16 protein-coding genes are annotated in these 12,997 nt (G+C 69.2%); 9 read left to right on the forward strand and 7 right to left on the reverse strand.

The window, feature by feature from the left end; translation table 11 throughout:
* Window positions 1–59: 59 nt before the first annotated feature.
* Window positions 60–1,664: a B12-binding domain-containing radical SAM protein gene (locus CJZ80_RS14355; RefSeq protein WP_094514770.1), complete on the forward strand. Its 1,605-nt coding sequence runs from the start codon at window positions 60–62 to the stop codon at window positions 1,662–1,664.
* 26 nt (window positions 1,665–1,690) lie between these two features.
* On the opposite strand, the gene CJZ80_RS14360 is transcribed toward CJZ80_RS14355, so the two are convergent.
* Window positions 1,691–2,074 (reverse strand): DUF4346 domain-containing protein, encoded by a 384-nt coding sequence (locus CJZ80_RS14360; protein ID WP_094514774.1) that lies wholly within the window; start codon window positions 2,072–2,074, stop codon window positions 1,691–1,693.
* Window positions 2,075–2,090: 16 nt separating this feature from the next.
* Window positions 2,091–3,269: a GNAT family N-acetyltransferase gene (locus tag CJZ80_RS14365; protein ID WP_094514779.1), complete on the reverse strand. Its 1,179-nt coding sequence runs from the start codon at window positions 3,267–3,269 to the stop codon at window positions 2,091–2,093.
* Window positions 3,270–3,325: 56 nt separating this feature from the next.
* Between CJZ80_RS14365 and CJZ80_RS14370 the strand changes: the two genes are divergently transcribed.
* Window positions 3,326–3,775 (forward strand): hypothetical protein, encoded by a 450-nt coding sequence (locus CJZ80_RS14370; RefSeq protein ID WP_233133141.1) that lies wholly within the window; start codon window positions 3,326–3,328, stop codon window positions 3,773–3,775.
* Here the strand turns inward: CJZ80_RS14370 and CJZ80_RS14375 are convergent.
* Both CJZ80_RS14375 and CJZ80_RS14380 read right to left on the reverse strand, forming a co-directional pair.
* Entirely contained in the window at window positions 3,760–4,467 is a 708-nt protein-coding gene (locus tag CJZ80_RS14375; protein WP_369803111.1) for a dihydrofolate reductase family protein, read from the reverse strand. The two genes, CJZ80_RS14370 and CJZ80_RS14375, sit on opposite strands and share 16 nt — an antisense overlap.
* Entirely contained in the window at window positions 4,458–5,381 is a 924-nt protein-coding gene (locus CJZ80_RS14380; RefSeq protein WP_094514789.1) for a 6-carboxytetrahydropterin synthase, read from the reverse strand. The genes CJZ80_RS14375 and CJZ80_RS14380 overlap by 10 nt, the downstream gene beginning before the upstream one ends.
* A gap of 62 nt (window positions 5,382–5,443) precedes the next feature.
* Between CJZ80_RS14380 and CJZ80_RS14385 the strand changes: the two genes are divergently transcribed.
* Window positions 5,444–6,058: a shikimate kinase gene (locus tag CJZ80_RS14385; protein ID WP_094514793.1), complete on the forward strand. Its 615-nt coding sequence runs from the start codon at window positions 5,444–5,446 to the stop codon at window positions 6,056–6,058.
* A gap of 10 nt (window positions 6,059–6,068) precedes the next feature.
* On the opposite strand, the gene CJZ80_RS14390 is transcribed toward CJZ80_RS14385, so the two are convergent.
* Complete coding sequence (locus CJZ80_RS14390) at window positions 6,069–6,338, reverse strand: chlororespiratory reduction protein 7 (protein ID WP_094514798.1); 270 nt, start codon at window positions 6,336–6,338, stop codon at window positions 6,069–6,071.
* On the opposite strand from CJZ80_RS14390, the gene CJZ80_RS14395 reads away from it, so the two are divergent.
* Complete coding sequence (locus CJZ80_RS14395) at window positions 6,337–7,122, forward strand: DUF6816 family protein (RefSeq protein ID WP_094514800.1); 786 nt, start codon at window positions 6,337–6,339, stop codon at window positions 7,120–7,122. The two genes, CJZ80_RS14390 and CJZ80_RS14395, sit on opposite strands and share 2 nt — an antisense overlap.
* Here CJZ80_RS14395 and CJZ80_RS14400 read toward each other — a convergent pair.
* Window positions 7,082–7,840: a glutathione S-transferase family protein gene (locus CJZ80_RS14400; protein WP_094514803.1), complete on the reverse strand. Its 759-nt coding sequence runs from the start codon at window positions 7,838–7,840 to the stop codon at window positions 7,082–7,084. The genes CJZ80_RS14395 and CJZ80_RS14400 overlap by 41 nt on opposite strands.
* Before the next feature lie 169 nt (window positions 7,841–8,009).
* Here CJZ80_RS14400 and CJZ80_RS14405 point away from each other — a divergent pair, with 169 nt between their 5' ends.
* The 5 genes from CJZ80_RS14405 to CJZ80_RS14425 are packed head-to-tail and all read left to right on the forward strand — an operon-like array spanning window position 8,010 to window position 12,390.
* Window positions 8,010–8,216 carry a DUF751 family protein gene (locus CJZ80_RS14405; protein WP_094514805.1) on the forward strand — a complete coding sequence of 69 codons (207 nt, stop codon included), beginning with the start codon at window positions 8,010–8,012 and terminating at the stop codon, window positions 8,214–8,216.
* A 2-nt stretch (window positions 8,217–8,218) separates the two neighbouring features.
* Window positions 8,219–8,668, forward strand: coding sequence for a 30S ribosome-binding factor RbfA (gene rbfA / locus CJZ80_RS14410; RefSeq protein ID WP_094514807.1), 450 nt, complete (start codon window positions 8,219–8,221; stop codon window positions 8,666–8,668).
* On the forward strand, window positions 8,625–10,307 hold the full coding sequence (locus CJZ80_RS14415; protein ID WP_094514809.1) for a glycoside hydrolase family 3 N-terminal domain-containing protein: 1,683 nt from the start codon (window positions 8,625–8,627) through the stop codon (window positions 10,305–10,307). The genes rbfA and CJZ80_RS14415 overlap by 44 nt, the downstream gene beginning before the upstream one ends.
* Before the next feature lie 49 nt (window positions 10,308–10,356).
* Window positions 10,357–11,550: a glycosyltransferase gene (locus CJZ80_RS14420; RefSeq protein ID WP_094514811.1), complete on the forward strand. Its 1,194-nt coding sequence runs from the start codon at window positions 10,357–10,359 to the stop codon at window positions 11,548–11,550.
* Window positions 11,551–11,580: 30 nt separating this feature from the next.
* On the forward strand, window positions 11,581–12,390 hold the full coding sequence (locus CJZ80_RS14425; protein ID WP_094514813.1) for a uroporphyrinogen-III synthase: 810 nt from the start codon (window positions 11,581–11,583) through the stop codon (window positions 12,388–12,390).
* On the opposite strand, the gene CJZ80_RS15505 is transcribed toward CJZ80_RS14425, so the two are convergent.
* Window positions 12,377–12,961 carry a hypothetical protein gene (locus tag CJZ80_RS15505; RefSeq protein ID WP_198948332.1) on the reverse strand — a complete coding sequence of 195 codons (585 nt, stop codon included), beginning with the start codon at window positions 12,959–12,961 and terminating at the stop codon, window positions 12,377–12,379. The genes CJZ80_RS14425 and CJZ80_RS15505 overlap by 14 nt on opposite strands.
* Between the last annotated feature and the right edge of the window lie 36 nt (window positions 12,962–12,997).

Below are 12,997 nucleotides of genomic sequence, written 5' to 3' on the forward strand. Positions count from 1 at the left end.
GCAGTTCCCTGCCGCCTCCAGCGGCGTGGGTTTCGTGTCTCCCCCTCACCCGGAACGGCATGCGCGCCCTGCTCATCTACCCGGAATTTCCCAAGACCTTCTGGAGCTACGAGAAGATCCTCGAGCTCGTCAACCGGAAGGTTCTGCTTCCCCCACTCGGCATGGTGACTGTGGCGGCCCTGTTGCCGCAGCACTGGGAGTTCAAGCTGGCCGACCGCAACGTGCGCGAGGTGACCGAGGCGGAGTGGGCCTGGGCCGAGCTGGTGATCATCTCGGGGATGATCGTGCAGAAGGCCGACATGGCCACCCAGATTGCCAAAGCCAAGCAGCGGGGCCTGCCGGTGGCCGTGGGCGGCCCCTTCGCCAGCTCCACACCCGACGCACCTGAGCTCGATCTCGCCGACTTCAAGGTGCTTGACGAGGGGGAGATCACCCTGCCGATGTTCATCGAGGCGATCGAAAGCGGCGCCTCCAGTGGCCGGTTCAGCTCCAACGGCGAGAAGCCGGATGTGACCGGCACGCCGATCCCTCGCTTTGACCTGCTTGAGCTGGATGCTTACGACTCCATGTCGGTGCAGTTCTCGCGGGGCTGCCCATTCCAATGCGAGTTCTGCGACATCATCGTGCTGTATGGGCGCAAGCCACGCACCAAGACCCCGGAACAACTGATCGCCGAACTTCAGTTCCTCTACGACCTGGGCTGGCGGCGTTCGATCTTCCTGGTGGATGACAACTTCATCGGCAACAAACGCAACGCCAAATTGTTGCTGCCTGCACTCAAGCAGTGGCAGATCGAACACGACTACCCCTTCAGCTTTGCCACTGAAGCCTCTGTCGATCTCGCCTCCGACGAGGAGATGATGCAGATGATGGCGGAGAGCCGCTTCGACAGCGTGTTCCTGGGCATCGAAACACCGGACGAAGCCAGCCTTGAAACGGCGCGAAAACTCCAGAACACCCGGAGTTCCCTGGAGGAGTCCGTCGACAGGATCACCTCGTATGGCATCCGGGTGATGGCTGGCTTCATCATCGGTTTCGATGGTGAAAAGACCGGTGCCGGCCAGCGCATCGTGGAGTTCGTGACTCGCACCGGTATCCCCGCCGCGATGATGGGCATGCTCCAGGCCCTGCCGAACACCGGGCTGTGGCACCGGCTGGAGAAGGAAGGCCGTCTGATTCAGGACAAAGCCGCCGCCAAGGGCGTGAACCAGACAAACCTGCTCAACTTCGTGCCCACCCGGCCGATCCGTGACATCGCCAATGAATACGTCGATGCGTTCTGCGCGCTCTACGAGCCCAATGCCTACATGGACCGGGTGCACAGCTACTACCTCAAGGTAGGGGCGCCGCGCTGGCATCAGTTCCTGCGACCGTCGACAGGGTTGCCCAAACTTCCCGCCATGAGTGACGTGCGCGCCCTGAGCATCGTGGTGTGGAGGCAAGGCATCAGGCGCAACACCCGCACCCGCTTCTGGCGCTACATGCTCGACATCGCCCGTCGCAATCCGAGCCAGCTTGAGCAGTTCCTGGTGGTGCTGGCCCACAACGAGCACTTCCTGGAATATCGCAGCGTGGTGACGATGGAGATCCAGGAGCAGCTCAAGACACTGCCGCCCGAACTCCCTCCCGCCACCAGCGTGGAGAAGGAGCTGCAGCCCGCCTGAACTCCGGCAGGCTTCCCCCCAAGGCTTCAATCCTGAACATACGGAAGCCCGCTGTGGAGGCAGGCTTCCGCCTTCTGCAGTTCGCGCCCGATATAGAGGGCGTGGTCGAGGCGACTGAGCGGCAACGGTTCCGTGCTTTCAGTGAGCCGGATGCCGAGTTCCTTGGCGCTCCGGCCCCGGTAGGTGGCCACTGGCGTGCGTGACCCGTTGCCGCGGCAGCTCAGCACCTCACCGGTGTCGGGGTCGGTGGCGAGGCCGCGATCATCGATGCCGTTGCTGTAGTGCTCGGCCACCAACTCACCGGCCACGGCATCCACCTTGATCAGGAAGTAACCGGCGGGATCGAGGGCGATGGAGCGCTGCGACAGCCGTTCATCGAGGCTGTCACGCTCGCTGAGGAGAGTGTTCATCGGCTGATCGTAGGAATCAGGCCGCTGCCAGGGGCAACTCCCGCCGACAGAACGGCAGCTCCGCGTTGACGGCTTCGATCTCCTCCAGCAGCTGGGCGTTGGCCTGCGGCAGCCACTGGCGCACGAGGCGGTCGAAGCGGGGGTCGCTCCAGCGGTGCAGGCTGGCCCGCGGCTGAGCCACGAAGCCGCGGCGGCGCTTGTGGCTGCCGCCCGCACCGGGATCGAACCAGCGCAGACCCTGACCGATCGCCCACTCGATCGGGGCGTAGTAGCAGACATCGAAGTGCAGGTTCTCGATCTCCTCGTTGCTGCCCCAGTAGCGGCCCCACAGCCCTTCCTGACTGCGCACGCACAGGGACATCGCCACCGGCACCAGCGGATCGCCGCGGTGGGCGCTGAACAGGACAAGGTCGTGGCGGAGGTGTTCGGCCGCGTAGCGGAAGAACTCCTCGGTGAGGTATTTGCTGCCCCAGGCCCCCCAGCGGGCGCAGTGCTGCTCATAGAAGCCATGCATGCGCGCCAGCATCACTGCCGGGATCTCCTCCCCCACCAGTGGGCTCACCGTGAGGCCGGCGTCTGCAACGGCGCGGCGCTCACGGCGGATGTTGCGCCGCTGGTTGGCATTGAAGCCGAGCAGATAGTCGTCGAAGCTGGCGAAACCGGGGTTGCTCCAGAGGCTCTGCTGGTTGAGCCAGGTGGCCCAGCCCGCGGCCTCCGCCAGCGGTTGCCAGCTCGGATCGACGTACAGCAGGTTGCAGCTCAACAGCCGCTGCTCCCGGCAGAAGTGATCGATCTCCTCGAGCATCAGGCGGGTGAGCGCGGCCTCGTCTTCGCCGGGGGCCATGTGAAAGCGGTACCCCTGCACCGGGCTCACCGGGCTCATCCCCACCAGCTTGGGGTAGTAGCGCAGGCCCATCTGTCCTGCGAGCTGCGCGAAGGATTGATCGAAAACGAACTCCCCGTAGCTGTGGCCCTTCAGGTAGAGCGGCGCCAGGGCCACCAGCGCGTCGCCGCGCCACACCCCCAGGTGGCAGGGTTGCCATCCTTGACGGGGAACGATGCTGCCGGAGGCCTCCAGACCATGCAGCCAGCGCCAGCTGAAGAACGGGATCCCGGCAGCGCCGCAGAGTTCCTGCCACTGGATTTCGCTGAGCCCGGCCGTGGAGGGGTGCCAGCGGGTCTCAAGTTCAGCCATGCCGCCGGACCACGCTCGTGCATCGCGCCGGACGCAAAACTAACCACAGGAGCCGGATGACGGTGCGCCACCGAACCCTCAGGGGTCATCCCCTGGCCAGGCTGTTGGGGCTGGGCCTGCTCGTTGCCACCGCTGGCAGCGGCCAGCCGGCGCAGGCGAGCCTGCTGCAACCCCTGCTGCTGCTGATGCGTCCCCAGCTGGAGAACCGACTGGCCGATTTGTGTGTGCGCCTGGGCGCAGGGGGCGAGACCAGGCTGGAGCAGAGCCTGCGCCAACCCTGCCGCCAGCTGGCGGGGCCCGTGAGCACCTGCTTGATCCGGGAATCGGAAGCCACCGGTCGCACCCTCGGCGTGATCACCGAAATGGTGGGCGGCCGCTTCGGCGACGACAGCGAGGTGGTGGCGAAGCGCTGCGCCGCCAAGCTGCTGGGCCTGCCGCCCGAGAGCCTGAAGGATGTGTCGCTGGAAGATCTCGGGCGCCGCTTCAGCTCTCAGGGTTCCCCCTGACGGGGGGCCAGGGGATCTGTGCGCCGGTAGCGCAGCAGCAGTTCCCCGCCACCGAGGTCGCGGTGCTCCAGCAGCTCCCAGGCCGAAGCCGCGGCGAGCGCCGACGCCGGCAGCCAGCTGTGGGTCCCGCCCAGCAGGAGCGGGCACAGGGTAAGGTGCAGCTCGTCCACCAGCTGGGCAGCCAGCAAGGCTCCCGCCAGTTCGGCACCCCCGAGCAGCACCAGACGCTCCAGCCCCAGGGCGCGCAGCTCCGCCAGACAGGCGGGCCAGTGATCCAGCTGCAGCCGGCGCTCAAAGCCGGCAGGTAACGGCGGCAGCGGCTGAGCTGGGCCGGCGGCCTGCAGCAGCCAACGGCTCAGCGGCTGGCTGAAAAACGGCAACGCGGGCTCGAGCTGGCCGCTGCGGCTCACCACCACGGCCAGCGGCTGCGGTGAACGGCCCTGGGCGGCGCGCCGGGCCAGCAAGCCGGGCTCGCGGATCAGACAGGTGCTGCCGTGCACACGCAAGGTGCGGGCTCCGATCAGGCAGCCATCAGCCCAGGCGAGGGACTCTTCCAGCACGGCGCGATCGCCGGAACCGCCGAGCTGGGCAGCACCGCCCCCGGCGGGAGCCAGGCGGCCATCAAGGCTGATCGCCAGCACCAACCGCAGCTGGGGCAGCGGGAGGGTGGCGGCGGAGTGGCTCAGGCGCAGGCGAGGGCTTCGAGCGCCAGCGGGCGCATCTCCAGCTGCGGCACCTCGGCATAGACCTCGGCAGCGTTGTTGGGGCTCTCCTGCAGCCGCACCTTGTGGAGCGTGGCACCGGTGGCGGAAACGGGAGCGCTCAGCAGATCGGCGATGTGCAGCGCGATGTTCTCGGCGGTGGGCACGCAGTCGGCGAAATGGGGCACATCCTTGTTGAGGAAGGTGTGGTCGAAGGGCTCCACCACGAGGTCATTCACCAACCGCTGCAGCTCGGCCAGATCGCAGACCATGCCGGTGCGGGGATCGATCGCGCCGCGCACGGTGATGTCGAGCAGGTAGTTGTGGCCATGGCCGTGCGGGCGGGCGCACTTGCCGTAGATGGCTTCGTTTTCAGCCATCGAGAGCTCGGGCCGGGCCAGACGGTGGGCTGCGGCGAAGTGGGTGCGGATCGAGAGGAAGGCTTCCATGGAATCGCCGAGGACATCGGCCCAGAGGTTGGATTGCTCGTAGAGGCGCAGACCCACCACGGGGAGGTGGGGAGCCAGCCGCTGCCAGATCACCTGGCAGAGGGCTTCGGTGGTGGGCAGGCGGCCCTCGGGCCGGCGCAGATCGAACTCCGGCCAGCACGCGTTGAGGAACCGGAAATCGAGCGCATCGGTGACCTCACGCCGGATGGCGTGCTTGACCTCGGAGAGGTTGAGCACCATGCCGTCACCATCGAGCGGGCCAGCCATCGCCACGATCAATTCGTAGTTGTGGCCATGGCCGGGAGCCAGGCTGCAGCGGCCGAAGCGCTCCTGGTTCTGCTCGGGCGTGAGTTCAGGCAGCACATACAGATGGCTGGCACTGAAGGTGGCCCTGCGGGTGATCACGCAGCCGCGGCCGCGGCCATGGCGCTGGGATCTGGTGGCAGGTGCCGTCATCACCGGAAAGCCTCAGGAGTCATCCTAGGGATCTCCTCCCTGCATCGTTCCATCTCCCCACCATGTCCGCCGCCCCTGCGCATCCGCACCAGGCCCTGAGGAAACGGCTCAGCGGCATGAACATCTACCTGATCGGGATGATGGGGGCGGGCAAGAGTTCCGTCGGCCGGCCCCTGGCCGAAGCGCTCGGCTACCGCTTCATCGACGCCGACCAGGTGATCGAGGCAGCGGCCGGACGCTCGATCGCCGCGGTGTTCGAAACCGATGGAGAAGAAGGGTTCAGACAGCTGGAAACGCAGGTGCTCGGCAGCATCGCCAGCTGGCACTCGCTGGTGGTGGCCACCGGCGGTGGGGTGGTCACAAGGCCGGCCAACTGGGGACAGCTGCGGCAAGGCGTGGTGGTGTGGCTCGATGCCCCTGAAGGACTGCTGCTGGAGAGGCTCGCCGCCGATCCCACCCCCCGCCCGCTGATGCAGAGCCCGGATTCAGGCGCTCGGCTGCGGGAGTTGCTGCAGCAGCGCCGGCCGCTCTATGCCGAGGCCGATCTGCAGGTGCTGCAGGACGGCCGCGCGCCGCAGGCCGTGGCCGACCAGCTGCTGGCGGCCCTTCCCGCTGTGCTCAAGGAGCCGCCGCAGCCGCCGGAAGCACCTGAGGGTCCGTCAGATCCGGCCTCCTGAACCGGGGGACTCAGTCCGGGCGGCTGGGTGCCTCCAGCCGCACCGCGAACCATTGCACAGCCACGCCCGGCTCCACCTCCAGCTCGCAGGCGGTGTCGAGCAGGCGCTGGGCGCGGGCCGCATCACTGGGCAGGTGGGCGAGCTCGGCCGGTGGTGTGGCCATGGCAGCCAGGGTGGTCTCCAGCCAACGCAGCGTTTCAGCGGCCGTGAGACAGGTTTCCGCAGCGGACGGCTCCAGCACCACGTAATGATCGAGTTCGCGCAGCAGGGGATCGGACATGGCAGCCGCACTGATGGGCCCCATCCTGGCGGTGCTGCTGGCGATCTGGCCCCCGGGTGCTGCCTTGGGGCTGGACGCGGGGACGGGTTTGAACCCTGCCGGGGGTGGAGTGCTGGCGGAACGGCTGGCCATGTGGCCCGACTGGAACCTGCCGGCGCCGTTGCCGCGCCCCGGCCGCCGCGACCTGGTGTACCCCGACGTCTTTGAAGGCACCTGGGAGGTGCGCAGCGAGGAGGTGGCGCCCGGCAGCACTGCTCCACTGACGTATCGGGTGCGCTTCGCGCGCAACCGGCGCGGCGAGCTGGTGGGGGATCGGGCCTTCAATGCCGCCCAGGTTGGCAAGGCGCTGCTGGGACCCCAGTTGCTGACCGTGGCCAACGACCCGGCCAACCCCAACCGGCAGCTCGCCACTCTGCGCGGCGATCTGTCACTGGAATCCACGGTGGTGGGGCGGCGGACCGAGGCGGCAGCTGGCGACCGTTTCATCGCCGATGAGCTGGCCCTGCAGGTGGTGCATAGCCCCGGCGGCACCCGGATCAGCCGGGTGGAAACCCTGACCCGCTACGAGCTGGCTGCGTTCCCGTCAGGTCCTGGGCCCAGCGGCACCGCGAGCAGCGCAGGGTTCGATCAGCCAGGCCGCTTACGCGCGCTGCAGTGGCAGGCCACCTACCCCTCGCCGGAGGACGGGCTGGCGGCCGTGCCGCTCAGCACCCACCGCTTCAGCCTGGATCTGCAGCGGATTCCTACGACGCCGCTGCCGGCGTCTGAGGGTCAGGTGAGTTGACCGGTTCAGGCTGCCGACCCACCTCGGCGTAGATGGCGTCACGCCAGCGGAACAGCCCCTCCAGCAGGGGATGGTCCGCCACACCGGCGACGCCGCGGCCCGCCAGTGGCGCACCGGCGCTGGCGGGAAACAGCAGCAACGACAACTGGGCCGCCACCGCCAGATCGGCCAGCGAGAGCTGATCGCCGATCAGGTAAGGGTGGCGGCTCACCAGCGCCGCCAGTTGCTCAAGGTTGGTCTGCAGTTGCTGGCGCTCCGAGCGGCCCATCACCTCGCCGACGCCGGCGAACAGATCCGTCGGCAGGGCACCCAGCAGGGAGCGCAGGGGAGCCGGGGTGGCGTCGGGCAACAGAGCGCCACGCACCACGCTGTCGGTGCCCATCGCCTGCAGCAGGGCCATGCGGCCTCCGGCCGCCAGCGCCGTATCGGCCCAGTCTTCGAGCAGCAGCACCTGGGCGCGGGCGCGGGGGTCCACCGGCAGCAGTGAGGGCGTTGGGTAGTGGGCCTCCAGATGCAGAGCGATCGCGGAGGAATCGGCAATCACCTCAGTGCCGTCCACCAGCACCGGCACCTGGCGCTGGCCAGAGAGGCGGAACAGGGCCAGCTGGCCGAAGCCCGGCGTGACCTCGACCACGGTGTAGTCCAGCCGTTTGGCGGCCAGAATCAGGCGCACCTTCTCGCAGAAGGCGGAATGTCTGAACTGGTGAAGTTCCAGCATCGGCGGCCCTGACCCGGTGGCGGCAGAGTAGCCATCGAAACGAGACCCGCGTGCAGATGGGTGCGTCGGCTTCGGCTTCAGCACCCCCCCTGAGCCATGCCCAGGCCCGCGCCTCACTGCCCCGCACCCCGCGCCTCCTGCTCCTCACCATCGTTCCAAGGCCTGCCCCATGAAAGAGTTCTTCCTCAACGTCACGCGCTACCCGCGTTATCTGATCGCCTTCAGCCTCGGGGTGTTCAACTCGGTGCTTGAACCGCTGGCCCGGCGGCGCAGCAACCCGGTCACCGCCGTGGCGCTGGTGGGGGCGCTGGTGAGTGGGCTGGTGAGCCTTTCACTGGTGCTGCGTGCGATGGTTGGCTCAGCACCACTGGCTTAGCAATGGCACAGACCCGACGGGTCGAGCGGGTCGCAGCTCTGATCCGGCGTGAGATCAGCGAGCTGCTCGTGAACGGCATCAAGGACGAGCGGGTGTCGCTGGGCATGGTGAGCGTCACCAATGTGGACGTGGCCGGCGATCTTCAGCACTGCAAGATCTTCGTGAGCATCTACGGCAGCGACGCCGATCGCGAACAAGCCATGGAGGGCCTGCGCTCCGCCAGCGCCTACGTGAAAGGCGAGCTGGGCCGTCGCCTGAAGATGCGCCGAACGCCTGAGGTGGTGTTCCATCTCGACCGTGGCCTGGAGCGGGGCACCGCGGTGCTCGGTCTGCTCAATGAACTGGGACGCGAACGGGAGCGGCGGGGCGACGTGCCCCCAGGCAGCGATCAGGAACCGATGAGCGGCGATGCGGTGTCCGACGGCAGCGACGCCGACGACCGGGGTGACTGAAGCCCCTTCCCCCGGCCTGCGGGAGCAGGTCGCCCGCCTGCTGGTGGTGCGCGGCAGCGGCCATCTCAGCGACGGCCAGCGCCGCTATCCCCGCTGGGAGCTTCCCAACGGCGAGCTGCAGGACCTGCTTGCCGCCGGTGTGGGCGGCGTGATCCTGCTGGGCGGCAGCGCCGCGGAACTGCGCCTGCGCACAGAGCAGCTCAGCGGCTGGGCCCGCCATCCCCTCCTGCTCTGCGCCGATGTGGAAGAGGGGGTCGGGCAGCGGTTCGAGGGCGCCACCTGGCTGGTTCCTCCGCTGGCACTCGGTCGCCTGTTCGCCAGCGCCCCGGAGCAGGCGCTGCTGCTGGCTGGCCGCTATGGCCGCTGCACAGCCCGCCAGGCGCGCGCCCTGGGCCTGAACTGGCTGCTGGCCCCCGTCTGCGATGTCAACAACAATCGCGCCAATCCGGTGATCAACGTGCGGGCCTGGGGGGAGGATCCGGCCACGGCAGGAGCCCTGGCCGCCGCCTTTGTGGCGGCGGCGCAGGCGGAAGGAGTGCTCTGCTGTGCCAAGCACTTCCCCGGCCACGGCGACACCCTTGTGGATTCGCACCTGGCTCTGCCGGTGCTCCCCCACGACCGCCAGCGGTTGGAGGCGATCGAGCTGCCACCCTTCCGCGCCGCCATCGCCGCCGGTGTGGGCGCGGTGATGACCGCGCACCTCCAGCTGAGCGACCTGGACCCCGAGCGTCCCGCCACCCTCTCGGCCCGGGTGCTGGAGGGCCTGCTGCGCGTGGATCTCGGCTTCGGTGGTCTGGTGGTGACCGACGCCCTGGTGATGGAGGCGATCGCGGCGCGCTGGGGAGCGGGGGAAGCGGCGGTGCTGGCCTTTGAAGCCGGAGCCGACCTGCTGCTCATGCCGGCCGATGCCCACACCGCGATCGACGCGCTGGTGGCAGCCCTCAGCAGCGGCCGGATCAGCCTGGCGCGACTCACGCAGAGCCTGAGCCGGCGTGACGCCGCGCTGGCCCGCCTGCGCCCGCCGGCCGCAGCCGCTGACAACCCGATGGCAGCCAGGCCCCTGCTGCAGCTCGCCCACGCGGTGGCTCAACTGGAAACGGCAGAGGATCTGGAGCTCAGCCGAGAGCTGGTGCAGCTCAGCACCGGCAGCCAGGGGCCCAGCGGCCTGCCGCCGGGGCCCGGTGTCAACCTGATCCGGGTCGACAGCGCCCTGGCCAATCCCTTCCTGCCCGTACTGGCGCCGGCGCTGCAGCGCCCGCTGGGCAAGGGCTACGCGCCGGTGCTGATTGATGGCCGCGCCCCGAGTCCCTGGCGCGCCGACCCGGAAGCGCCGCTGGCGATCGAGCGGCTGCCCCAGGGGCCGGTGCTGCTCCAGCTGTTCGTGCGGGGCAATCCCTTCCGGGGCAGCGCAGGCGGCGAGGAAAACTGGGCCGCCGTGGTGCGGCAACTGCTGGCGGCCTCCCGCCTGGCCGGCCTGGCGGTCTACGGCAGCCCCTACCTCTGGGAAACTCTGCAGCCGCTGCTGCCGCCCGACCTCCCGGCCGGCTTGAGCCTGGCCCAGATGCCCCTGGCCCAGGCCCAGCTGCTGGAGCAGTTGGGCCTGCCGCGAAGCGCCCTGGAGGGGGGCTTCACCGACTGAACCCGTAAGGGAGGGGCACTAGCCTCGCCCCCAGACCCGAGCCGCTCCCATGCTCAGCCTGTCGATGATCGTGCGGGACGAGGCCGAGCGGCTGGCGGCCTGCCTCGACTCGGTGGCGGGCTTCGTGCAGGAGATGGTGGTGGTGGACACCGGCTCCAGCGACGACACGGTGGCCATCGCCCGGCAGCAGGGGGCGACCGTGCATGCGCTGCCCTGGCCGGGCGACTTCGCCCCGGCGCGCAACGCGGCCCTGGAACTGGTGCAGGGCGACTGGGTGCTGGTGCTGGACGCCGATGAGCAGCTGCTGCCGGAAGCGCGGCCGGCCCTCAAGGCGCTGATGGCCCAGCCGGACGTGCTGCTGATCAACCTGCTGCGCTACGAGCGGGGCGCCCGGCAGTCGCCCTATTCGAACGTGAGCCGCCTGTTCCGCCGCCATCCAGGCATCCGCTGGAGCAAGGCGTATCACGCGATGGTCGACGACAGCGTGGCGGCGGTGCTGACGGCCGAACCCCACTGGCGCATCGCCGATTGCTCCCAGCCCTGCCTGGTGCATGACGGCTACCGCCCCGATCTGCTGCTGGCCGGCCGCAAGGCAGAGCGCCTGCGCCAGGCGATGGAGCAGGAGCTGATCGCGACGCCCAACGATCCCTATGCCAGCGCCAAACTGGGCGGCCTGGAGATCAGTGAAGGGAACCGGGAGCGGGGCCTCGCCCTGCTGGAGGCGGCCCTCGCCCACTGCCCCGCCTCGGCCCGCGTGGAGCGCTACGAGCTGCTGCTGCATCTGGGCATCGGCCACGCCAGCACCACACCGGCGCGGTCCGAGCAGCTCTACCAGGAGGCCCTGGCCCTCGGCCTCAACCCCCGCCTCAGCCTGGCGGCGCGGCTGAACCTTGCTGCCCTTCTGGTGCAACGCGGTGCGCTGGAGGAGGCCAACCGTCTCTGTGACGCGGCGGTGCGACTGTGTCCCGAGGTGGCGCTGGGTTGGTACAACCTTGGTCTGGTCCGCCGGCGCCAGGGAGACATCGCCGGTGCCCTGGAGGCCTACGAGGCGGCCCGCCAGCTCGCCCCTGACCACGCCGAAACCCACCAGAACCTGGCAGCCGCCCAGCTGCTGGGTGGCAACATCGAGGCGGCGCGCGGCAGTTTCCGCACAGCCATCAGCCTGTTGCGCCAGCAGGGCCGCGCTGAAGAAGCCGACCGGCTTCGTCAGCAGGCCGGCGCCATCGTCAAGCTGGAGGGCTGAGCCGTGCCGGAGCCGCTGACACCGCCGCCCATGACGTCGCCGCCGCTGCAGCAGCGCTGCGTGGTCGTCACCCGCGCAGCCAGCCAGCTGGGTGAAGCACGCCGGTTGTTCGAGGCAGCCGGCGCCCGGGTGCTCGACCTGCCGGCGCTGGTGATCGGCCCACCAGACAGTTGGGGCCCCCTGGACGACGCCCTGGCCGAACTCGAAGACTTCCATTGGCTGGTGTTCTCCAGCGCCAACGGCGTGGAGGCGGTGGAGGCGCGGCTGGAGCGGATCGGCAGCAACCTGGCGGACCGGCCCCGGGGCGTGAAGATCGCCGCCGTGGGGGCCTCAACAGCCAGCCGGCTGGAACGGCTCGGTACCCCGGCCGATTTCGTGCCGCCGGCCTTCGTGGCCGACAGCCTGATCGAGCATTTCCCCGTTTCAGGCTGGGGCTTGCGGCTGCTGCTGCCAAGGGTGCAAAGCGGCGGCCGCACCATCCTGGGCGACGCCTTTGCCGCCGCCGGCGCCCGCGTGGTCGAGGTGCCGGCCTACGAATCGCGCTGTCCGCAGGAACTGCCCCTGGCGACGGCAGCCGCCCTGCGGGCCGGCCAGGTGGATGCCCTCACGTTCAGCAGCGGCAAGACCGTCCAGCACACCTGCGCTCTGCTGCAGCACAGCTTCGGCGACGCGTGGCAGGAGGTTCTGGAGGGGGTCGCCCTGATCTCGATCGGTCCGCAGACCAGTGCCCGCTGCCTGGAGCTGCTGGGCCGGGTCGATGCGGAGGCCGACCCCCATGACCTTCAGGGGCTGGTGCGCGCCTGCGTGGCAGGGATCAGCGGACCGTTCAGGAGGGCCTGAGCGCTGCGCTGATCGTCTGCTTGCCCTGCCGCATGCGCAGGCTGCCGTTCTGGACATCGATGGAGGTGACAACCCAGCCGTTGGGAAGAAGGCGCGTGGAGCGACCGCCTTGGTCACCGACCACCACGGTGCCGCTCTGTTCAGAGCGCTGAACCAGGGCCTGGGGCACACCCGAAATGTCAATCACGCCGCTGAAGCGAAAATCATCGGGGAGGCGCAGGGGCGCCGGAGCGGCCGGACGGGTGGGATCGCCGCCGGCAGCAGCGGCCGCTCCCGTGGGCCGGGGCCGGATCACCGGGGCGAAGGGATCAGCGCGATCGGCTGGAGCAGCCGCCAGCACCTGTTGCCTGCTGGGCAGGGGGGTGAGGCCGGCGAGTACACCTGCTCCGGCCGTGGGAGCGGCCGCAGCACCAGGGGCGGCTGCGGCATCGGCGGGTTGGGCCGCTGGTGCCGGGGCGGGAGGCGGCGGAGGCGGCGCACTCGCCTCGGGGGCGCCGCCGCACCCCATTAGGCTGGAAAGCAGCAGCAGGGCTGCCGAAGCCAGGAACGTCTTCCCAGGCTTATTGGACAAACGGCAAGCCCCGAAGCAGGGACCGGAAGCGGAAAG

This window comes from Synechococcus sp. MW101C3, from assembly GCF_002252635.1.
In the GTDB taxonomy this organism is placed as follows: domain Bacteria; phylum Cyanobacteriota; class Cyanobacteriia; order PCC-6307; family Cyanobiaceae; genus MW101C3.

Excerpts from the sequence above, each read along its gene's own strand:
- CJZ80_RS14355 (WP_094514770.1), top strand. The coding sequence starts at position 60 with ATGCGCGCCCTGCTCATCTACCCGGAATTTCCCAAGACCTTCTGGAGC.
- CJZ80_RS14360 (WP_094514774.1), bottom strand. The coding sequence starts at position 2,074 with ATGAACACTCTCCTCAGCGAGCGTGACAGCCTCGATGAACGGCTGTCG.
- CJZ80_RS14365 (WP_094514779.1), bottom strand. The coding sequence starts at position 3,269 with ATGGCTGAACTTGAGACCCGCTGGCACCCCTCCACGGCCGGGCTCAGC.
- CJZ80_RS14370 (WP_233133141.1), top strand. The coding sequence starts at position 3,326 with ATGACGGTGCGCCACCGAACCCTCAGGGGTCATCCCCTGGCCAGGCTG.
- CJZ80_RS14380 (WP_094514789.1), bottom strand. The coding sequence starts at position 5,381 with ATGACGGCACCTGCCACCAGATCCCAGCGCCATGGCCGCGGCCGCGGC.
- CJZ80_RS14385 (WP_094514793.1), top strand. The coding sequence starts at position 5,444 with ATGTCCGCCGCCCCTGCGCATCCGCACCAGGCCCTGAGGAAACGGCTC.
- CJZ80_RS14395 (WP_094514800.1), top strand. The coding sequence starts at position 6,337 with ATGGCAGCCGCACTGATGGGCCCCATCCTGGCGGTGCTGCTGGCGATC.
- CJZ80_RS14390 (WP_094514798.1), bottom strand. The coding sequence starts at position 6,338 with ATGTCCGATCCCCTGCTGCGCGAACTCGATCATTACGTGGTGCTGGAG.
- CJZ80_RS14400 (WP_094514803.1), bottom strand. The coding sequence starts at position 7,840 with ATGCTGGAACTTCACCAGTTCAGACATTCCGCCTTCTGCGAGAAGGTG.
- CJZ80_RS14405 (WP_094514805.1), top strand. The coding sequence starts at position 8,010 with ATGAAAGAGTTCTTCCTCAACGTCACGCGCTACCCGCGTTATCTGATC.
- rbfA (WP_094514807.1), top strand. The coding sequence starts at position 8,219 with ATGGCACAGACCCGACGGGTCGAGCGGGTCGCAGCTCTGATCCGGCGT.
- CJZ80_RS14415 (WP_094514809.1), top strand. The coding sequence starts at position 8,625 with ATGCGGTGTCCGACGGCAGCGACGCCGACGACCGGGGTGACTGAAGCC.
- CJZ80_RS14420 (WP_094514811.1), top strand. The coding sequence starts at position 10,357 with ATGCTCAGCCTGTCGATGATCGTGCGGGACGAGGCCGAGCGGCTGGCG.
- CJZ80_RS14425 (WP_094514813.1), top strand. The coding sequence starts at position 11,581 with ATGACGTCGCCGCCGCTGCAGCAGCGCTGCGTGGTCGTCACCCGCGCA.